The sequence below is a fragment of the Streptomyces sediminimaris genome, assembly GCF_047049295.1.
In the GTDB taxonomy this organism is placed as follows: domain Bacteria; phylum Actinomycetota; class Actinomycetes; order Streptomycetales; family Streptomycetaceae; genus Streptomyces; species Streptomyces sediminimaris.
Genome location: NZ_JBJWOT010000001.1, coordinates 7,638,423 through 7,659,003 on the forward strand (window position 1 = coordinate 7,638,423; position 20,581 = coordinate 7,659,003).

The 20,581-nt window shown below is 73.7% G+C and carries 13 protein-coding genes and 1 pseudogene; 4 read left to right on the top strand and 10 right to left on the bottom strand.

The genetic code is table 11. The features are described 5' to 3' along the window. Window positions 1–90: 90 nt before the first annotated feature. The 5 genes from ACJ9NR_RS35015 to ACJ9NR_RS35035 all read right to left on the bottom strand — a co-directional run bounded on the left by ACJ9NR_RS35015 (window position 91) and on the right by ACJ9NR_RS35035 (window position 7,221). Window positions 91–2,943, bottom strand: a complete 2,853-nt coding sequence (locus ACJ9NR_RS35015) for an NHLP bacteriocin export ABC transporter permease/ATPase subunit (protein WP_412490650.1) — start codon at window positions 2,941–2,943, stop codon at window positions 91–93. Between the two features lies 1 nt (window position 2,944). Next, on the bottom strand, window positions 2,945–5,167 hold the full coding sequence (locus tag ACJ9NR_RS35020) for an NHLP family bacteriocin export ABC transporter peptidase/permease/ATPase subunit (protein ID WP_412490649.1): 2,223 nt from the start codon (window positions 5,165–5,167) through the stop codon (window positions 2,945–2,947). After that, entirely contained in the window at window positions 5,164–5,970 is an 807-nt protein-coding gene (locus ACJ9NR_RS35025) for an HlyD family efflux transporter periplasmic adaptor subunit (protein WP_412490648.1), read from the bottom strand. The genes ACJ9NR_RS35020 and ACJ9NR_RS35025 overlap by 4 nt, the downstream gene beginning before the upstream one ends. A gap of 121 nt (window positions 5,971–6,091) precedes the next feature. After that, complete coding sequence (locus ACJ9NR_RS35030) at window positions 6,092–6,307, bottom strand: type A2 lantipeptide (RefSeq protein WP_412490647.1); 216 nt, start codon at window positions 6,305–6,307, stop codon at window positions 6,092–6,094. 500 nt (window positions 6,308–6,807) lie between these two features. Continuing rightward, window positions 6,808–7,221: a PaaI family thioesterase gene (locus ACJ9NR_RS35035; protein WP_412490646.1), complete on the bottom strand. Its 414-nt coding sequence runs from the start codon at window positions 7,219–7,221 to the stop codon at window positions 6,808–6,810. A gap of 190 nt (window positions 7,222–7,411) precedes the next feature. On the opposite strand from ACJ9NR_RS35035, the gene ACJ9NR_RS35040 reads away from it, so the two are divergent. Then, window positions 7,412–8,779: a S1 family peptidase gene (locus ACJ9NR_RS35040; RefSeq protein ID WP_412490645.1), complete on the top strand. Its 1,368-nt coding sequence runs from the start codon at window positions 7,412–7,414 to the stop codon at window positions 8,777–8,779. A 402-nt stretch (window positions 8,780–9,181) separates the two neighbouring features. Further along, window positions 9,182–9,724 (top strand): annotated as a pseudogene (locus tag ACJ9NR_RS35045) (LuxR C-terminal-related transcriptional regulator); the annotation flags it as partial. On the opposite strand, the gene ACJ9NR_RS35050 reads toward ACJ9NR_RS35045, so the two are convergent. The 4 genes from ACJ9NR_RS35050 to lanKC all read right to left on the bottom strand — a co-directional run bounded on the left by ACJ9NR_RS35050 (window position 9,647) and on the right by lanKC (window position 16,153). Next, the gene (locus ACJ9NR_RS35050) at window positions 9,647–11,479 is read right to left on the bottom strand and encodes an ATP-binding cassette domain-containing protein (RefSeq protein WP_412491821.1); all 1,833 of its coding nucleotides are present in this window, start codon (window positions 11,477–11,479) and stop codon (window positions 9,647–9,649) included. The pseudogene ACJ9NR_RS35045 and the gene ACJ9NR_RS35050 overlap by 78 nt on opposite strands. Window positions 11,480–11,583: 104 nt before the next feature. Next, complete coding sequence (locus ACJ9NR_RS35055; protein WP_412490644.1) at window positions 11,584–13,293, bottom strand: ABC transporter ATP-binding protein; 1,710 nt, start codon at window positions 13,291–13,293, stop codon at window positions 11,584–11,586. Between the two features lie 104 nt (window positions 13,294–13,397). Then, a complete protein-coding gene (locus tag ACJ9NR_RS35060) occupies window positions 13,398–13,517 on the bottom strand; it encodes a SapB/AmfS family lanthipeptide (protein WP_399143621.1) in 120 nt (39 codons plus the stop codon). A gap of 56 nt (window positions 13,518–13,573) precedes the next feature. After that, window positions 13,574–16,153 (bottom strand): class III lanthionine synthetase LanKC, encoded by a 2,580-nt coding sequence (lanKC, locus tag ACJ9NR_RS35065; protein ID WP_412490643.1) that lies wholly within the window; start codon window positions 16,151–16,153, stop codon window positions 13,574–13,576. A gap of 147 nt (window positions 16,154–16,300) precedes the next feature. On the opposite strand from lanKC, the gene ACJ9NR_RS35070 reads away from it, so the two are divergent. Continuing rightward, window positions 16,301–18,790, top strand: a complete 2,490-nt coding sequence (locus ACJ9NR_RS35070) for a SpoIIE family protein phosphatase (RefSeq protein WP_412490642.1) — start codon at window positions 16,301–16,303, stop codon at window positions 18,788–18,790. 163 nt (window positions 18,791–18,953) lie between these two features. On the opposite strand, the gene ACJ9NR_RS35075 is transcribed toward ACJ9NR_RS35070, so the two are convergent. Next, window positions 18,954–19,409, bottom strand: a complete 456-nt coding sequence (locus ACJ9NR_RS35075; protein WP_412490641.1) for a MarR family winged helix-turn-helix transcriptional regulator — start codon at window positions 19,407–19,409, stop codon at window positions 18,954–18,956. 170 nt (window positions 19,410–19,579) lie between these two features. On the opposite strand from ACJ9NR_RS35075, the gene ACJ9NR_RS35080 reads away from it, so the two are divergent. Further along, entirely contained in the window at window positions 19,580–20,542 is a 963-nt protein-coding gene (locus tag ACJ9NR_RS35080; RefSeq protein ID WP_412490640.1) for an alpha/beta hydrolase, read from the top strand. The last annotated feature ends 39 nt before the right edge of the window (window positions 20,543–20,581 follow it).

Genomic DNA, 20,581 nt, shown 5'->3' on the forward strand with positions numbered 1-20,581 from the left:
CGTGGAAGGAGTGCGGCGGGAGCCGGTCCGAGGCCGGCTCGGGGCCGGCGCGCCCCCTGCGAGGCCGCTGTCCCGGGCCCCGGCCGGCCGCTACGCCATCTGCCGCCGCACCAGTTCGTGCAGCCGTCCGCCCGTGTCCGCGAGCAGCTGTGCGGGCGGGCCCTGCTGGGCGATCCTGCCGTCCTCCATCACGATCACGCGGTCGGCGTCCAGCACGGTGGACAGCCGGTGGGCGATCACGACGCGGGTGGCGTTGAGGGCCTTGGTCGACTCGATCACCGTGCGCTGCGTCTCGTTGTCGAGGGCGCTGGTCGCCTCGTCGAAGAAGAGGATGCGCGGCCGGCGGATCAGCGCCTGGGCGATCATCAGCCGCTGACGCTGGCCGCCGGAGACGGCACCGCTGCCCGAGACGATGGTGTGCAGGCCCATCGGCATCCGCTTGATGTCCTCGGCGAGCCCCGCCATCTCGGCCGCCGCCATCGCCTCCTCCGGCGTGTACGGCTCGGTGCCGCAGATGACGTCCAGGATGGATCCGGTGAACGGCTGGGCGTGCTGGAGCACCACACCGCACTGCCGGCGCACCGCCGACTGGTCGAGCGCCGCGAGGTCCTGGCCGTCGTACAGGACACTGCCGGAGACCGGCCTGTCGAAGCCGATCAGCAGCCTCAGCAGCGTCGACTTGCCGCAGCCGCTGGGGCCGACGACCGCCACGAACTCACCGGGCCGCACCTCGAACGACACGTCGTCGAGGACGAGCGGGCCGTCGTCGGAGTACCGGAACGACAGGCGCCGCGCCTCGATCGCGCCGGTCAGCGGGCCGGGCCGGGTGCTGCCCGCGCGCACCTCGGGGGTGGCCTCCAGCACCGGCTCGATCTGCTCGAACAGCGGCAGCGCCGCCGCCGCGGAGACGAACGCGCCGGTCAGCTGGGTGACCGAGGTCAGCACCATCGTCACGGAGGTGTTGAAGGTGAGGAACGCGGCCGCGGACATCACGCCGCGCGCCGGGCCCGCCAGCAGCATGAACATCAGCAGGGTGCACAGCGGCAGATACACCGCGCCCATCACCGTGGTGAGGTTCTTGATCCGCCCCACCTTCTGCTGCAGTTCGCGGCTGCGGGCGAACTCCGAGGCCCAGGCGGCGTAGGCGTAGTTCTCGGCCGCCGCCACCCGGAGCTTCGGCAGCCCGCGCAGCGTCTGGAACGCCTGGTTGTTCAGCTTGTTGCCGAGCACCACCAGCCTGCGCTGCCAGCGCACCTGCCACAGGCCGAGCCCGAGGAAGACGGCCGCGATGACGACGAGCATGCCGATCGCCGCGAAGGCCATCGAGGCGCTGTACCAGAACAGCAGCGCCAGGTTCATCGTCCCGATCGTCACCGACTGGGCGACGACCGGGCCGACGCCCGCCATCAGCCGGCGCATCGCGCTGATGCCCATGGCCGCACTGGCCAGCTCGCCGGTCGAGCGTTCGGTGAAGAACTTGGTCGGCAGCCGCAGCAGCCGGTCCCAGACGGCCGGCTGGAGCGTGGCCTCGATCCGGCCCTCCAGACGCAGGACGGTGAGGTTCTCCAGCAGCATGAAGGCCGCCGACACCAGACTCGTGAGCATCACGGCCAGACAGACCTGGACGATGAGGTTCGTCTGGGCCTTCGGCACGTACTCACCGAGCACCTTGCCGGTGGCGATCGGCACCAGCGCGCCGATCGCCACCGTCACCAGACCGCTGATCAGGAGGTTGGCCAGATCGCCGCCGGTGTTGCGCATGCTGAAGCGCAGCAGCCCCAGGGGACTGAGCCGGCGGTCCGGGAGCGGCCGGTAGAACATCACCGCGCGGGGCTCGAACTCCTCCGCGTTGGCCTTCTCGATCGGCGTCTCACGCCCGGTCGCGGGGTGTACGGCGACGTAGCCGCCACGTCGCCACAGCAGCGCCACCGGCGCCCCCGACAACGCCCGGTGGCCCACCAGCGGGCCGACGTCGTCCCGCCACCAGGTGCCGTCCAGGCGCACCGACCGGGTGCGGACGCGGGAGGCGATGGCCACGAGCTCCACCGGGTCCAGCCGGTCGTTCTCCGTGCCGCTTCGCGCGGGTTCGGCCAGCTTGATCCCGGCCGCGTCGGCGACCAGCCTGCACGCCGCGTAGGAGGCGTCGGCATCGGCCGCCGTGGTGCGCTTGGACGACGACTTGCCGATGGAGGCCAGCAGGGTGCGGTCGGCCCGGGCCCGGACCGCCTCGCCCGCCTTGATGCCGGCCGCCGTGCGCGACGCGTGCGTGCGCTCCAGCTGCTCGATCCACCGGTCCAGCGTGGTCAGCAGCCGGTACTGCTGGTCGACCATGCTCTGCCAGACCGCCGGATCGATCAGCAGGTCGGCGGCGGCCTCGGCGCCGTAGAGGGAGCCGTACTGGACGCTGCCCGGCGGCACCTGCATCCAGAAGACGTCGTCGTCCTCGCCCGTGCTCGAGTAGGCACGCACCGGGGCGCCCCCGGCCTCCGTGGCGCGCTCGGTCGCCATCGGGGCCTGGAACAGGATGGAGAGGCTGCGGCCCACGCCGAGGGCGAGGGCGTACTCCAGGGGGCTGGTCTGCGGCGGGACGTACTGGGGGTTGCCGTACTCGTCGTAGGACCAGGTCTGGGTGTTGGCCGGCTGGTACAGCTCGCGCAGTCCTATGCGGTGCACCACGCAGTCCCGCAGCGGGCGGGCCACCAGGGTGTGCTGGGGGCCGAGGACCGGGCCGAGCAGCAGCGAGCCCGCCTCCAGCCGGCCGAGGTGGTGCCAGTGGCCCTGCTGCACGGCGTCCACGGCGAACAGGTCGAGGCCGCCGGACGCGACCAGCCACAGCACCTGCGGGCCTTCGAGATCCAGCCGGGTCAGGCCCGTGCAGTCGACGCGCGTGCCCATGGACCCGAGCGCGCCGAGGACCAGGTCGCCTTCCTGAGAGGTCGTCATCTCACCGTTCCCTGACCAGCGCGGCGTACGCGCCGCCGCGCGCCACCAGGTCCTCGTGCCGTCCGCGTTCCACGACCGCGCCGTGCTGGAGCACGACGATCTCGTCGCTGTCGCGCACGGTGCTCAGCCGGTGCGCGATCACGACGCAGGCACAGCCGCGCCGGCGCAGATTGTCCATCACGGCCAGCTCGGTCTCCGCGTCCAGGGCACTGGTCACCTCGTCGAGGACCAGGATGCTGGGCCGGCGCACCAGCGCGCGGGCGATCTCCAGGCGCTGGCGCTGCCCGCCGGAGAAGTTGCGGCCGTCCTGCTCGACCTTGCTGTGGATGCCGCCGGGGCGGCGCGCCACGACCTCGTACAGGGCCGCGTCCCGCAGGGCCTCCACCACCGCCTCGTCCGGGATCGAGGGGTCCCACAGTGCCACGTTGTCGCGGACCGAGCCCTCGAACAGGAAGACCTCCTGGTCGACGAAGGAGACCGAGGCGGCCAGCGCCCCGCGCGGGATGTCCTCCAGGCGCCGTCCGTCGATGCGGATCACCCCCTCCCACGGGGTGTACAGGCCCGAGATCAGCCGGGAGACGGTGGACTTGCCGCTGCCGGAACCGCCGACGAGGGCGACCTGCCGGCCGGGGCCCACGGTCAGGTCGAAGCCGGTCAGCAGCGGTTTGTCGAGCGGGTTGTAGCCGAAGCTGATGTTCTGCAGTTCGACGTGTCCGTGCAGGCGGCGGGTGGAGTCGCCGGCGCCGGGGCGGCCGTAGAGCGGGTCGGCCCGGAAGTTCTCGACGTCCTTCAGGCGGGCCACGTCGGCGGCGAAGTCCTGGATGCGGCCCGCGACGCCGTTGAGGCGGGTGATCGGGGCGGTGAAGCGGGTGACCAGCGACTGGAAGGCGACCAGCAGGCCCACCGAGATGCCGCCCTCGACCGCCCGCATGCCGCCGATCCACAGGATCACCGCGCTGTTCAGCGAGGCCAGCGTCGGCGCGACCACGCCCAGCCAGGCACTGGGCACCCCGAGCCGCTGCTGCTCCTCCAGCGTGGTGGCGTGCTGTCCGGCCCACTTGCGGAAGTAGCCGTCCTCGCCGCCGGTCGCCTTCATCGTCTCGATCAGCTGCAGGCCGGTGTAGGCGGTGTTGGTCAGCCGTGCGCTGTCCGCGCGCAGCTTCGCCGTCCGGGTCGCGCGCAGGCGGACGACGACCCGCATGGCGACGATGTTGAGCAGCGCGACGCCGATGCCGACGAAGGTCAGCTGCGGATCGTAGGTGTAGAGCAGGATCGCGTAGAGCACGACGACCACGCAGTCCACGCCCGCCGCCGCGAGGTCGCGGGCCAGCGTCTCGGCCACCTGGTCGTTGGACTGCAGCCGCTGCACCAGATCCGCCGGGCTGCGCTGGGCGAAGAACGTCACCGGCAGCCGCAGCAGATGGCGCAGGAAGCGGGCGCTGGAGAGGGTGGAGGAGATGATGCGGCCGTGCAGCAGGTTCGACTGCTGGAGCCAGGTCAGCACCACCGTCAGCAGCACGCACGCGCCCATCGACGCGAACAGCACGGTCAGCAGCGAGGTCCGGCCGCCGATGAGGAACTCGTCGATGTAGGTGCGGCTGAGCGCCGGCACCGCCGCGCCGACCGCGACCAGCAGCAGGCTCGCCAGCACCGCGGCGGGCATCGTGCCCGCGGTGCCGCGCAGCCGGGCCGGCATCGCGCCCAGGACGCCGGGCCTGCGGCCGCCCCTGGTGAAGCCGTCGCCGGGCTCCAGCACCAGCACGACGCCGGTGAAGCTGCCGTCGAAGTCCTCCATCGGCACGAAGCGGCGGCCCTTGCCGGGGTCGTTGATGTGGACGCCGCGGCGGCCGAAGCGGCGGCCCATGCCGTCGTAGACGACGTAGTGGTTGAACTCCCAGAACAGGATGGCCGGCGCCTTCACCTCGGCGAGGGCGGCCGTGTCCATCTGCATGCCCTTGGCCGTCAGACCGTAACTGCGCGCCGCCTTCAGGAGGTTGCTGGCGCGCGAGCCGTCGCGGGAGACGCCGCAGGCGATGCGCAGCTCCTCCAGCGGGACGTGCCTGCCGTAGTGGCCGAGGACCATCGCGAGGGAGGCGGCGCCGCACTCCACGGCCTCCATCTGCAGGACCGTGGGCGTGCGGACGGTCTTCGCCTTCCCCGTGGGCACGGGGCGCTTGGGCGGAGCGGCGCGGCGCCTGTTCCGCGTCTGCTGTGCGGTGCTCACGGCAGCAGCCAATCGACGGGACGCTGATCGGCCAGCCGGATCGAACCCGAGGCCATGGTCATGGAGGTGAGGCGGAAGGGCGGCCCGTTCCTGGAGGACCACCGGTAGCCGCTCTTCGTGCGGGACGACCTGTCCAGCCGGACCAGTACGGCCACGGGGCGGCCCTTCCTGGTGAACTGCTCGCCCAGCTGGCTGTCCCCGAGGAACGCGGCGATCTGCTGGGCGGACTGCGCGGAGCGGTCCACGGACTTCACATGGCCGTGCAGCACCCCGTACTCCTGGGTGGGCACCGAGGAGACGGTCAGGTCCACGGCGGCGTCCGCGGGGATGGCGGCCGCGTTCTCGGCCGGGACGTAGACCGTGGCGTACAGCGGGTCGTCCGGCTCGGCGACCTTCTCCACGGCGGCGACGTTCGCGCCGGTCCGGATGATCTGGCCGATGGTGGCGGCCAGAGCGGTGATCCGGCCCGCGGCGACCGTACGGACGACGCTCTCGCCCTGGGAGGTCCTCACCTTCAGGACCGGGGCGTCGGCCGGCAGCCGCTGGCCCTGCTCGGCGACGACCGAGGTGACCTGGCCCGCGACCGGGCTCTGCAGGACGTAACTGCCTTCGCCGTGCGTGAGGATCGCGGGCGCGCTGACCGTGGAGGTCACCGAGCCGGTCACCGCCCACACCGACGCGGCGGCCATGGCGATCACCGTCACGGACAGCACGAGCCAGCCCTGGGGGCGGGCGAAGCGCACCGGAAGGTCCAGCTCCTCCGGCGACTGGAGCTTGGCGAGGGCCTGCTGGCGGAACTGCACGGGACTTTCCCTCACCTGGGAACGAGAGAGGACCGGCTCGCGCGAGCCGGCTGGTTCACGACAACCGAAGGCCCCGGAGCCGCCATACGACTCCGGGACTCGACGATCACAAAAGACGCGATCAGAGACCGGCGACCAGGCCCGTGATCGGGGCGGTGTTCAGGCCGGTCACACCCTCGACGGTGCCGACGGCGGTGTCGACGATGCCGGAAACCGGGGCAACGCTGTCCAGGGCACCGGTGACGGTGTTGACCGCGTTCACGGAAAGGCCGCCGGAGACGTTGTCGAGCTCGGCGTCGGAGATCTCGGCGGTCTCGACACGGGGGGTGGAGTTCATGATGGAACTTCCCTTCGTATGGATATTCACAAGGGGGGAGCGGCCCCCTCTGGGGGACAGAGCGACGGCCGCGACCGCGAGCGCCGGGCGCCCGTTGCCGGGAACCCTTCGCGGCCCCCGCGGTGCGATGGATCAAAGCACGGTGCGGGGCCGGGCTTCCAATCAACCAGGCTTCTCACCAGGCAACTTGGTCCTCAGAGGTACCGATCGGTGCAGGCCTGCGCACGAAGTGGTGGCGAGTTCTTCACATGCGTCACGGCATCGGCCCGCCCGGGGTCTTGCCGCCGCGTCGACGAATCCGACACTCCCGTCACAACGGCGTGGCGCAAGCCGCGGGCGTGTGCAGATCCTCCGCGCACGGTGACCCCGTTGCGCAGTGGCTGTGCAGATTGGTTGAAGCTTGGATTCAGATGCGTGTTCTCAACGGAACGTCGCCGTTCGAATACGGACCGTGTCGGGCGGTGGCGTGCGGCCGCACGGGCCGGCGGTGCGAGACCGTGTCAGCCCAGCAGCGCGTAGACCGTGCTCGCGCGCGCGGCCAGTTCCCCTGACGCCGTGTCGGTCATCGTGACGTCCGCGAACGCCATGCGGCGGCCGAGCCTGGTGAGCACCGCCTCGATCAGGACATCCGCACCGGTCACCGGTCGCTGGAACGACGTGGACTGCTGAACCGTCGTCATCGGGACGTACGCGCCGCGCGCGGCCGACACCGCGAGCACGGTGGCCGTGTCGGCGGCGGCCATCAGCGCCTGCCCCGACAGCCCGCCGCCCTCCCGCGCCAGCCGGTCCGGCCAGGGAAGGCGCAGCGCGGCCCGGTCCTCGCCCAATGCATCGACCGTCAGCCCCAGTTCGAGGATCCAGGGGGCGAAGTTCGCGGAAAGGATCTTCTCAGCCCCGGCGGTGGTCAGCGTCATATGGGCGATTGTTCCCCGTTCTGGTCCGCCGGACGCGGGTCATGGCCGATTCGGCACCGGGCGGCGTCAGTTGGCCGACGTGATTGAACGCACCGTGCGGCCCGTGCGTACCAACAGCCATCCAGGCGCCCGAACCGAACAGCTGCCGCACGGCGGTACGGACTCCGGTCCCCCCAGGAGGTCGAGAAGTTTGAGTCACAAGCGAATCCCGAAGCGCAAGGCCGCGTTCGCGGCGGGCAGCGTCGTGGCGCTCGGCGCGGCCGCCATTCTGCTGCCGAACGCCAACGCGTCGCAGGGCGGCTCGTCGAACGACGCCGCGCCGAAGACCATGAAGGCGACCGACGCCTCGGGTCTCGCCTCGCAGCTCCAGGGCCTTCTCGGTCAGACCTTCGCCGGGTCCTACTACGACGCCGGCGCCCGCCAGCTGGTCGTCGACGTCACGTCGGGCGGCAACGGCGACGCGGTCGCCCGGGCGGAGCAGGCGGGCGCGAAGGTCCGCGAGGTCAGCAACAGCCTGGCCGCGCTGAAGTCGGGCGCGCAGACCCTGAAGGCCAGGGCGACCATCCCGGGCACGGCCTGGGCGGTGGACCCGAAGACCAACAAGCTCGCCGTCACCGCCGACTCCACGGTCACCGGCGCCGACTGGGACCGACTGACCTCGACCGTCAAGAGTCTCGGCGACGGCATGGCCACGGTGAAGCGCTCCACCGGCACCTTCAAGACGCTCGTGTCGGGCGGCGACGCCATCTTCTCCCAGGTGCAGGGCGGCACCGTCCGCTGCTCGCTCGGCTTCAACGTCACGGCCAGCGACGGCAGTCCGGCCTTCCTGACCGCCGGCCACTGCGGCGTGGCCGCCAAGCAGTGGTCCGACTCCCAGACCGGGCAGCCCATCGCCACGGTCGACCAGGCCACCTTCCCCGGCAACGACTTCTCGCTGGTGAAGTACGACGACCCCAACACCCAGGCGCCCAGCGAGGTCAACACCGGTCAGGGCCAGGCCGTCCAGATCACCCAGGCGGCCGATGCCACCGTGGGTGAGCAGGTCTTCCGGATGGGCAGCACCACCGGTCTGCACAACGGCACCGTCACCGGCCTCGACGCCACGGTGAACTTCCAGAGCGAGACCGACCCCAACGGCGTCGACACCGTCACCGGCCTGATCCAGACCGACGTCTGCGCGGAGGCCGGCGACAGCGGCGGCTCCCTGTTCACCCAGGACGGCAGCGCGGTCGGCATGACCTCCGGCGGCAGCGGTGACTGCACCAACGGCGGCGAGACCTTCTTCCAGCCGGTCACCGCCGCCCTGCAGGCCACGGGCGCCAAGCTCGGCACCGCCGGCGGCGCGGGCGCCGGCGGCCAGGCCGGTTCCGCCGATCCGTCCGCCTCCGCGGGCGGCCAGGCCGGCGGCGGCGACGCGGTCGGCGGTGGCGGCGCGGCCGACCCGTCCGCCACGGCGAGCGACGGGACCGGTGACCAGTCCGGGGCCGGCGCGGGCGCGGCCGGCCAGAACGGCACCGGCGCGGGCGACGGCTCGTCCTCCCTCACCCAGACCCGCTGAGCCGTCCCTCAGCCGAAACCAGTGAGGTGTCGCTCACTCGGACCCGCCGAGCAGTCCCTCACCCAGACCCACCGATCGGCCAGACCCGCGGTTCCCGATCATCGGTGGACGGTCCGGCCCTCCCGCTCCCGTGGGAGGGCCGGACCGCGTCGTCGGGACGCCCTTCCGCGGCCTGCCGCCCCGGACGCTTCACGGCCCGCTCTCCAGACGGCCCGGGCGTGGTGAGGAAAGCGTGCATACCCCCCTTGCCCGGAACCATTCCCTCTCAGTCGTTGCGCGCGGTGGTGCGCGAAGGCCGTACGTGCGCCCCCGCGCCCCGCAATGGCCGGATCCACGCGCCCTCCGGGTGGTCGTGGGCACGAAGAATGGGCACGCGTTCACCACCGATGAGACCGGCGGACGATGAACGAGGGGCGGGCAGTGATCCGGGTATTACTGGTGCACGACGCGTGTCTGGTGCGATCGGTTCTGGCGGAGTGGCTGCGACGGGAACCGGACTTCCGGGTGGAGGACACGCCGTGGCGGGGAGCGCACGGCCGGGCGCGGTTGCTGCGCCCTGATGTCTGCGCGGTGGATCTGGAGGCCGCGGACACCTACGGCATCCCACCACTGGGCGACCTGTGCTTACGCGGCCAGGACGAGACACGGCCGAGACTTCTCGTCCTGGCGAGTGCGCACCGCCCCGGCCTGCTGAAGCGGGCCGTCGAGGCCGGGGCGATCGGCTACGTCGACAAGGAGGGCTCGCCGGATCACCTGGTGCGCGGGATCCGGCGGGTCGCCTCGGGGAAACGATTCGTCGACGACTCGCTCGGCTACGGCTTCCTCAAGGCCGCCGAGATGCCGCTGACACGGCGCGAGCTGAGCGTGTTATCCCTGGCCGCCGAGGGTGCCTCCGTCGCGGAGATCGCGGGCAGCCTCCACCTGTCGCACGGGACCGTGCGCAACTACATGGCGGCCATCACCCGCAAGACCGGGGCCCGCAACCGTATCGACGCGATCCGCATCTCCCAGGGGGAGGGCTGGCTGTGACGGCCGGCCGGCAGGGCCCGCGCCCAAACGCGCGGGAGTCCAGCTGCCGACGAGCTCCCGGTACAGCGCCGACGTCTCCAGCAGCTCGTCGTGAGTGCCGTACGCCGTGCCCCGCCCGTCCATGACGAGCACCCGGTCCGCGCGCCGGGCCGAACTGATGCGGTGGGCGACGACGACGAGGGTGCCGCCCGGCCGCCGTGCGAAGGCACGCTCGGCGCGTTCCTCGGCCCCCGGATCCAGGTGACAGGTCGCCTCGTCCAGCAGGGCGAGCGGGGCGTCGGACAGATAGGCCCGGGTCAGCGCGATCAGCTGCCGTTCGCCGGCGGAGAGCGCCGCGGGGTCGACTTGGGCGCCGAGCCCGCCGAGTGTGTCGATCAGCGCACGGCACCCGACGGCGTCGGCCGCCGCGAGCAGCTCGCTCCCGGGCACCGGGTCCGTCCGGAGGTGCGCGAGGTTCTCGGCGACGGTGCCGGTGAAGACGTACGCCTCCTGCGGGATGAGCACGCGGTACCGTGCGGCCGCCGCGGAGGGCACCGGCCGTCCGCCGACCCGGATCGTGCCGTCACGCGGCTCCAGCAGCCCCGCGACCAGCGCGGTGAGCGTGGACTTCCCGATACCGCTGGGGCCGACGACGGCCAGGTGGGAACCGGGGGGAAGAGCGAGGTCGAGGTCCTTGAGCACGGGGGCGGCGCCGGGGCCGTAGGCGAAGGTGACCGAGGTGAGCGAGACGGCGGGGGCGTCCGCCGCGGGGCGTCCGCGCGCGGGCGCCGGTGTCCCGGGTGCGGGCGCGGCCGCCAGGCGCCGCAGGACCACGGTCAGGCGTGAGCCGCTGGTGCCCAGGCCGTGGACCAGGTTGCCGAGGGACGGCAGGAGGGACTGGGTGACGTAGGCGAGCGCGCCGACCAGGGCGCCCGCGGTGACGCCGTGGGACAGGAGCCAGGGAGCGGCGGCGAGCAGGAGCACGATCGGGAGGTGGCCCCCGATCGCGAGCGCCGCCACGCGCACGACGCCCCAGCGGGCGAGGGAGCGGGCGGCGCGCAGTTCGGCGTCGACGCGCTCTCCCGCGTCGGCGGCGATCCGTTCCTCGGCGCCGGTGGCGGTGATGTCGCGCAGGCCCGGGCAGACGGCACCGAGGCTGTCGGCCAGGGCCTCGTCGGCGACGAGGAAGCGCTCCTGCCGGCGGGCCAGGGGCCGCAGCGACGCCGCGAACAGGGCGACCGAGGCCACCAGCGGCGGCCCCACGGCCAGCAGGAGCAGCGGGGCGAGCGAGAACAGGCCGACCAGGGCCCCCACCGCCGTGAACACGAACGACCGCGACACCATGACCAGTCCGGCGAAGGTCTCGCGCGCGATCTCCACCTGCTGGGTGAGCCCGGACAGCGCGCCGCCGCCGGCCTCCCGCACCCCGCGGCCGACCACCCGCTCCACGAGCCGGTCCCGCAGGGGTTCGACCAGCGCGGCCACGGCCGTGTAGACCCGCCCGGTCCCGTACGCCCCCACGACGACCCCGAGGCCGGCCACCCCGAGCCAGGCGAGCCCGGTCCCCACCCGCCCGGCCAGGAACCCCGCGTCGAGGGCGCGCGCGGGGGCGTACCCGGTGAGGAAGGTCTGCCCGGTCTCCAGCACGGACCAGCATCCGAGCCGGAGCAGGACACCGCGACGCGACCACAGGAAGCGAAGGCCCCGCGCCCGGAGGTCCCGCCCCCGAACGCCTTGCCCCCGAAGACCGTGCGCGCGGAGGTCGTCGCCTCCGCCCCGCCGCCGCACACCGTCCGTCACGTGGGCCCCCCGTCGCCGAACACCGCCCGGTAGCCGTCCGTCCGCCACAGCTCCGCGTGTGTCCCCAGCGCCCGCACCCGCCCCCCGTCCAGCCAGGCCACCGCGTCCGCGCGGGCCGCCGTGGCCGCTCGGTGGGCGACGAGGAGGCGGGTGCCGCGGGTGCCGTGGGCCAGCAGGGAGCCGGTGATCCGGGCCTCCGTCACCGTGTCGAGGCTGGAGAGGGCGTCGTCGAGGATGAGCAGGCGGCCGCCGTGGGCGAACGCCCGGGCCAGACCCAGGCGCTGGGATTCGCCGCCGGACCGCGGGGCGTCGGCGCAGGCTGTGGCGTAGCCGTCCGGCAGGCGCCGTACGAAGTCGTCCGCGCAGGCGAGGCGGGTCGCTTCCCGGACGGTCCCGGGGGAGAGGGGCCGGGGCCCGAGGGCGATGGCGTCCTCGACGGTCGCGCCCAGCAGGGCGGGGCGCTCGAAGGCGTAGCCGACGGCCCGGCGCAGTTCGTCATGGGTGAGCTCGCGCAGCGGGACGCCGTCGAGCAGGACCTCGCCGGCGTCCGGGTCGGCCAGGCGGCCGGCGAGCGCGGCGAGGAGCGACTTGCCCGTGCCGGAACGGCCGACCAGGGCGAGGGTCGTACCGCCGGGGACGACGAGGTCGACACCGTCGAGCACGGTGCGCTCACCGCGCCGGGCCGTCACGCCGCGCAGCTCCAGTCGCCCGGGACCCGGCGGCAGCCGGCGGTCGCCGTGGGTGACCGGCGGCTCCGACAGGACCTCGTCCAGGCGCCCGGCGGCGGCCCGGGCCCGGGCCAGACTCGCGAACTGGCCGACCAGCACGCCGACTCCGGTGGCGAGCACCGCGTACCGGGACGCCGCCAGCACCTCTCCGACCGACAGCCGGTGCCGGGCCAGGAGCACCCCCGCCACGGCGACGACGCCGAGCTGGAGCAGCGGTGCCACGGTGCTCGCCTGCGCCGCGGCCCGTCCCTGCACCCGCCACATGCGGTGTCCCGCGCGGGAGAGGTCCGGCAGCGGTCGCAGGATCCGCGCCGCCTCCTTGTCCGCCGTGCCGGCCGCCTCGATGGTGCGGTGCCCGGCGACCGCCTCGGCCAGCGCGCCCGCGATCCGCCCCTGCGCCCGCTGGTAGTCGGCCACGCACCGGGTCGTGTCCCGGGCGAAGGCACGCAGCAGAAGGGCCAGCACCGGGGCTCCGGCCAGGAACACGGCCACCAGCCAGGGGTCGACGAGGCCGAGCGCGACGATGCCGCCGACCGGTCCGGCGAGCGCGGCGAGCAGCGCGGCGCGGGCGGCCGGTGCCGTCCCGGCCTGGGAGGCGTTGCCGACGAGGCGCGCGACGAGGTCACCGGGCCCGAAGCGGGCCGCCGCGCGCGGGCCGACGGCCAGCACGTGCGCCGTCAGCCGCCGCCGCAGCCACGCCGTCGTCCGCGCGTCGACGGTGCCGGCGAGCACGGTCTCGCTCGCGTCGAGGAGCACGGCCAGCAGCACGAGCCCCGCACAGCACAGCACCCAGCGGGTCGCGGGGGCGGGCGCCAGCAGCAGGTCGAGGGTGTGTCCGAGTGCGGCCGGCAGGAGCAGACCGGCACCGGTGGACGCCACACTCACCAGGCACAGGGCCGCACTCCGCGGCCCGCTGTGCCGGGTGGCGGAGTTCAGCAGGGCCGGGCGGGCTGCGGCCCGAGTCGTCATGGTCGGCATACGACCGCTGCCTCGCATCCGGGGTCGCGGGGGCGCCGCAGGACCCCGGGCGGCCCTTCCCTCGCGGGAGCGGGCCGCCCGGAGCCGTGGGCCTACGGTGTCCGTCAGACGCAGAGGATGACGCTCGCCGCGCTGACGCAGGAGAGCAGGCTGACCGTGCTGCCGCCGCCACCGCCGCCGGTGTGCTCGTCGGACTCCATCGTCTGAAGGTCGAGCAGTGCCATGTCATTTCCTTCCTGTTGTGTCCACCCGTGGGGACGGGGGTTGGGTCACGACTCCGTCAGATCGCGGAGCCGAGTCGTGGGGGCCGCCGCAGCGGCGGCAGGAACGGCAGGTGCGCGCCGCCGCCACCGGCCGCGTCGAGCGCGAGCAGGCAGCCGGCCGTTCCGGTGGCGAGGTCCATGGACAGCCGCATCATCTGATGGCCGGGAAAGGCCAGCCGGCCCTGGTACGCCATCGCGTACCAGCCGAGCCCGTCGACCTGCTCGGCGAGCCGCCGGGCGGTCGCCTCCGGCTGCGTGGTGCGGCTCAGGTGCAGGATCATCCCGGCGCGGCCCTGGAAGAGGCCGGGCTGCGCGTAGAAGCGGCAGGTGGCGGCCGTGAGGATGCCGGCGCGCGCCTTGTCGAACTCCGCGTCGTCGGTGTGCCGGAGGAAGTCGTCGAGGACCATGCCCACTCCCGCGCTGCCGTCGCCGAGGTAGGGCAGGGTGCGCCAGCCCTCGTCGACCTCCAGGCCGCCGCCCTTCTGCACGACGCAGCACTCCAGGTCCCGGCGCAGCGCCTCGCGGGCGGCCTCCAGCAGCCGTGTCCCGCCGGTGCGTTCGTACTGCCGCAGCAGGAACAGCGCGGGGCCGCTCGCTCCCCGCAGCAGTCCGGCGCGCCGCCCGCGCGGCTCGGGGCGCGGCTCGGCGAGACGCCGTACGAGGAGGTCCGCGGCCTCGGCCGCCCGGTCGCGCAGTTCCGGCTCGCCCGTGGCGTCCGCGAGTTCGCCGAGGACCAGGCCCAGACCCGCCAAGCCGCTCTGGAGGTCGGAGGAGAGGTTCTGCCACCGCTCCGCGAGGATGCTCCCGACCAGGTCCAGGGCCCGTTGCCGGTGGCCGAGCCGGTCCAGGACGTGGGCCACGCCCGCGAGTCCGTCGTACAGGCCGAGCAGGGTGCCGGCCGGCGGCGGGTCCGTGTGGGCGAGGAGCCAGCGCTCGCCCTCCTCGTACCGCTCGGCCCCGCTCTCGGCCAGCGCGTACAGCACGCCGGCCGCGCCGTGGGCGAGCCCGAGGCCGCCGCCGTCGGCGAACTGGGCGATGTCGCCCGGGAAGAGCCGGTCGTCGCGGTCCGGCGTGGCCGAGGCGAGGATCGCCTCGACCATCGACTCACGGCTGTGCGGATCGGCGGGCCGTACGTACGCCGGGGCGTCCCCGCCCGCGCCCCGGGTGATCTCCGCGACCGCCTCGTCCAGGAACCGCCGCGGCACCTCCGGGAACTGCTCCGCGATCACCTCGGCGAGGTGCGCCGCCTTTTGCCGGTCGACCACGAACAGGGTGGTGACGGGCAGGAACAGCGCGAGCCGCAAGCAGGCGAGCGCGTAGCGGTCGACGTCGGTGCCGCTGCGGTCGGGCGGGGCGAAGAAACCGGGATGGGCGACGACCTGGCGGCCGTTCTCCTCGGCCGGGGCCGCCGCCTCGAAGTCCAGCAGGAACACCGACTCCTCGTCCGGCGCGACCATGATGTTGAAGACGTGCAGGTCGTTGAAGACGATCCCGCGCGCGTGCACCGCCGCCACCGCGCGCTCCACCGCCCCGTGGATGCGCACCGCCCACCGCGTGTAGCGCGCCACCGCGTCCGGGTCGGGGTCCGGTGTGAGCAGCGGATGCCGCTCGGCGAAGCAGGAGTTGAGGGGACGCCCCTCGACGAAGTCCATGACCAGGAAGCGGTGGTCGCCGAGGGTGAACCAGTCCCGCACCTCCGGCACCACGCCGGTGCCCGCCACCCGCTCCAGGGCCTGCTTCTCGCGCTCCAGCCGGGCGATGGCGTCCGCGCCGTCGGAGGCCAGTCCCGCGTGCGGCCGGCCCTCCTTCAGGACGACCTTCCGCCCGTCGCGGGTGTCGGTGCCCGCGTACACCCCGCCGCCGTTGGAGAAGTGCAGCGCCTTCTCGATGCGGTACGGCAGTTCGCCCACGGTCGTGGTGTTGCGGGCGGCCAGCTGCGGTTCGAGGAACGCGGGCAGCGTCACCCACTCCGGCACCTGGAAGGACGGCGCCCGCCGGTCCGGCACCAGCCGGCCCTCGCCGTCACGCACCGCCGGCACCAGCGAGCCCCGCTCGTCGACGGTGAAGGTGCGGGCGAAGGCGCCGTAGCGGACGTAGAGCGGGCCGTCGTTCCAGCGCAGGTCGGTGAGGATGTACGGCCCCTCCAGCCCCTCCAGCAGCGCGCCCAGTTCGCGCAGCACCTGGTGGAGCTGGTCCTCGTCGGCCGGGTAGACGGTGACGAACTTGCCGCTGGTGTCGCGGCCCGCGTACTTGGTGTTGCGCAGATGCAGCAGGTGCGGCGCCGGCACGAACTTGAACGGGATGCGGCGCGGTACGCAGTAGTCCCACACGGCCGCGGCGATCCGCTCCGCGTCGGCCCGCGTGGCCGAGGCGTGGATCTTCCAGCCCTGGGCCGGACCCGGCACCGGGCTCCCGTCCGCGCCGAGCGGCGTCAGCGTCAGCCAGTCGCCGATCCGCGCCGAGTCCCAGCCCTCCGGCACCCGGCGGCGCGCGGTCTCGAACCAGGGCGCGCCCCGCTGTCCGGCCGCGGCGAGCCGGTCCGGCGTCTCGTAGAAGTCCCGGTCGGCCAGCGCGTACACCTCGTACCGCTTGTCCATACGTCCCCCTCCGTGGTCCGGCACCGACATTTCCAGCCGGACGGGGGCGCGGGACAGTCACGTGTGTCACGAGAACACCGTGCGATACGCATGCGTCAAGACATGTTCGGAGGGTTTCGACCGAGCGGGTCGGGCATGCCGCACGGAATGGTCACAGGGGCTGCGCACCCGTCCCATACGCGCTGTAATACGGACGTGGTCAGTGAGGGCGCTGAGGGACGCAGAGCTGGGACGCTGCATGCCGAAGGTGCCCTGAAAGCGCTCGCCTCCGGCCCGGCCGCGCCCGACCGGGTGCGCCGTGTCCTGGAGCAGGCGCTCGTCTTCGCCGGAGCGGCGTTCGTCGCGCTGTACGCGCCGGGGGAGGACGCCGACCTGCTGTGTCTGGCCGAGTCGGCAGGTGTGCCCAGGACCCTGTTCGGCCTGCGTGAGGCGTATCCGCGGGCCGGCGGCTCCCCGGTGGCCGAGAGCCACCGCTCCGGGAGCCCGGTGTGGCTCGGGCCCCGGGACCCCGGCCCCGGGGAGCGGCCCCGGGACTTCTTCCTCACGGCGCTGCCCGTGCCCGGGGACGCGAACGGCGCCGGTGGCTGCCTGCTGGCCGTCAGCGAGCGGCCCGACGGCTTCGGCACCGAGGACCGCAAGTGCCTGGAGCTGATCGCCGACGCCGTCGGCTGCCCCGCGCCGGCCCGGGCGCCCGAGGGCGGCGAGCTGCCGGCCGATGCCTTCAGCCTCGCCATGGACAGCGGCCGGGTCGCGGTCGGTGACGACATCCTGGGCCTGTTCGCCCTCACCCGCGCCGAGTTCGACGGCAAGGTGGAGACGCTGCTGGGCCTGACCGTGCCGGAGGACCTGCCCTCGCTGATGTCCGTGGTCGAGGCCGACCACCTGGCCGCCGGCGACCGCGACCTGGAGTTCCGGGTGCTGCAGCCCTCCGGCCCGCCGAAGTGGCTGCGGCTGCGCGGGCGCCTGGTGCCCGGCGGCGAGGGGCAGCCCGCCCGGCTCGAGGGCACGGTCGCCGACGCCTCCGAACTGCGCTCCGACGTCACCGACGTGGCCCGGGTACAGCGCCTCGCGGCCATGCTCGCCACCGCGGGCACCGTCCGCGACGTCAGCCAGGCCGTGGTCTCCGCGCTGCGCGGGCCGCTCGAGGCCGACCGGATCGCGCTCGCCGAGCTGGAGGGCGACCGGCTGGTCGTGACGGTCCTCGACCCACCCGAACCGGAGTCCTGGCCCGAGGTGTGGCGGCTGGAGTGGCGCACCGAGTGGCCCGACGCGCCCGTGCGCACCATGCCCACCCTGGCCGCCGCCCTGCGCGAGGGCCGCGCCCGCATCTGGCCCGCGGGCACCCCCCTCGAACCCGCGCTCGCCGACGTCGGCCCCGGCGGACTCGCCGTCCTGCCGCTGCCCGCCGGCAACCGCATGGCGGGTGCCTGCCTGATCGGCTGGGACGCCCCGCACGACTTCGGCCCCGACGAGCGCGCCCTGCTCACCGCCTCGGCCGGCCTCGCGGGCCAGGCCCTGCTGCGCGCCCACGCCTTCGACGCCGAGCACGAGCTGGTCGGCATGCTGCAGCGCCAGCTGCTGCCGCGCCGCCTGCCCGAGCTGCCCGGTGCGGTCGCCGTGGCCCGCTACCTGCCCACCACCGCCGGTCTGGAGGTCGGCGGCGACTGGTACGACGTGATCCCGCTGCCCGACAACCACGTGGCCCTCGTCATCGGCGACGTGCAGGGCCACAGCGCGGCCGCCGCGACCCTCATGGGCCAGATGCGCACCGCGCTGCGCGCCTACGCCGTGGAGGGCCACCCGCCCGACGTGGTCGTCTCCCTGGCCAACCGGCTTCTGATGGACCTGGAGACCGACCTCTTCGCCACCTGCTGCTACGTCGACGTCGACATGGAGGAGGGCTCCGCCTGGTACGTCCGCGCCGGGCACCTGCCGCCCGTGCTGCGCCACCCCGACGGCGGCACCCGGATGCCGGACGCGGAGGGCGGGCCGCCGCTCGGCGTGGTCGCCCAGGCAGACTTCCCGATGAGCGTGCTGCGGCTGCGGCCCGGCACGGTGGTCGCCCTGACCACGGACGGTCTCGTGGAGTCCGCGGAGGCCGACATCGACGTGGGACTCGACCGCCTGGCCCACGAGCTGTCCCTGTCCGACCCCGCCCGTCTCGACCAGGTCGCCGACGCCCTGCTCGGCAACGCCCACCGCAGCGACGACGTGGCCCTGCTCCTGCTGCGCTACGACGGCATGGCGCTGCGCCCGCTGCGCGAGAGCTGGACGGTGTGGCGGGTGCCCGAGGCGGTCGGGCACACCCGCCGCTTCACCCGGCGCACGCTGCGCGCCTGGGGCGTGCGCCGGGACGACACGGACACCGTGCTCCTCGTCGTCTCCGAGCTCGTCACCAACGCCCTGGTGCACACCGACGGCCAGGTCCGCCTCGACCTCACGCTCCTCGACAACCGGCTGCGCGTCTCGGTCGCCGACGCCTCGGCCCGTACCCCCGTCAAGCCGACCAGCATCGGCTGGGAGGCCACCGGCGGCCGGGGCATCCTGCTCGTCGAGGCCATGTCGGACACGTGGGGGAGCGTGCCGGTCAGCGGCGGCAAGCAGGTCTGGGCGGAGCTGCCGCTCGGTCGGCCGTGACGCCGGGCCGCGAACGGCCGGCGGTGATCGGGCTGCCGTCTGCCGTCACGTGGGCCGTGAGCGGTCTGCCGTGGCACGAGCCGTGAACGCCTGCCGCGATCTGGGCGGTGGTCAGCCGGCCGGGACGTCGGCCGTGGTCAGCCGGCCGGGACGTCGGCCGTGGTCAGTCGGCCGTGACGTTGGCCGTGATCAGCCGCAGCAGCTGCTTGGCCTGGGCGTCCTGGTGGGGTGTCAGGCCCATGGCGTCACCGATGGCGAGGGGAACGGCCGCCGCCCGCTCCCGCAGCCGTGAGCCGGCCTCGGTGAGCCGGATGGCGACCGACCGCTCGTCCTCCGCGCGGCGTTCCCGGCGCAGCAGTCCGTTCGCCTCCAGCCGCTTCAGCAGCGGGGACAGGGTGCTGGACTCCAGCTGGAGCGAGGCGCCCAGCTCCCGTACGGAGATCGAGTCCTGCTCCCAGAGCACGAGCATGACCAGGTACTGCGGGTAGGTCAGGCCGAGTTCGTCCAGCAGCGGGCGGTAGCGCGCGGTGACGGCGCGGGAGGCGGCGTACAGGGCGAAGCAGAGCTGGTCGTCGAGGAGCAGCGACCCCTCGCTCGGTTCCGCTGCGGCTGGGCTCACGGCGTGGCTCCCGGTTGCAGTGCTGTTCACGGTGATCACACCCTATCGTTCGGGTCCGTTCGATTGTATCGAGCACTAATTGATACTGCCCTGATTAGTTGCGCACGACTTAGTAGCGAGCTACTGTCGTGTTCTGCCGCAGCCCGCGGCACCAGCCCCGAGGAGACGCCATGACCACCGCACCCCGCCCCGTGCTCGAGCCCGCCGCGCAGGCCTTCGCCGAGGCCACCGCGAACCCGCCGTACCTGTTCGACCTCGGGCCGGCCGAGGGCCGCAAGGCCGTCGACGAGGTGCAGTCCGGCGACATCGCCAAGCCCGCGGTCGACGAGGAGTGGATCACCGTGGCGGGCGGCCCCACCGGCCGGGTCCGCGCCCGCGTCGTCCGCCCGGCCGGCGCGACCGGCACCCTCCCAGTGATCGTCTACATCCATGGCGCGGGCTGGGTCTTCGGCAACGCCCACACCCACGACCGGCTGGTGCGCGAACTCGCCGTCGGCACCGGCGCCGCGGTCGTCTTCCCCGAGTACGACCTCTCACCCGAGGCCCGCTACCCGGTGGCCGTCGAGCAGAACTACGCCGTCGCGCGGTGGGTCGTCGAGCAGGGGGTGTCGAAGAACCTCGACGCCTCCCGGATCGCCGTGGCCGGCGACTCGGTCGGCGGCAACATGGCCGCCGCCCTGACCCTGATGGCCAAGCAGCGCGGCGACGTGCGGCTGGTGCAGCAGGTGCTGTTCTACCCGGTCACCGACGCGAGCTTCGACACGCCCTCCTACCAGCAGTTCGCCGAGGGCTACTTCCTGCGCCGGGACGCCATGCGGTGGTTCTGGGACCAGTACACGGCCGACGAGGCGGAGCGCGCCCAGATCACCGCCTCACCGCTGCGCGCCACCACCGAGCAGCTCACCGGCCTGCCGCCGGCCCTCGTCATCACCGGCGAGGCCGACGTCCTGCGCGACGAGGGCGAGGCGTACGCGAACAAGCTGCGCGAAGCCGGCGTCCCGGTCACCGCGGTCCGCTACCAGGGCATCATCCACGACTTCGTGATGCTGAACGCCCTGCGCGAGACCCACGCCGCCGAGGCCGCCATCGCCCAGGCCGTCGGCACCCTGCGCGGGGCGCTGGGCACGGCCTGACCGCCGCCCGCCCGGGGTACCCGGCTCCCGAACGTTCCG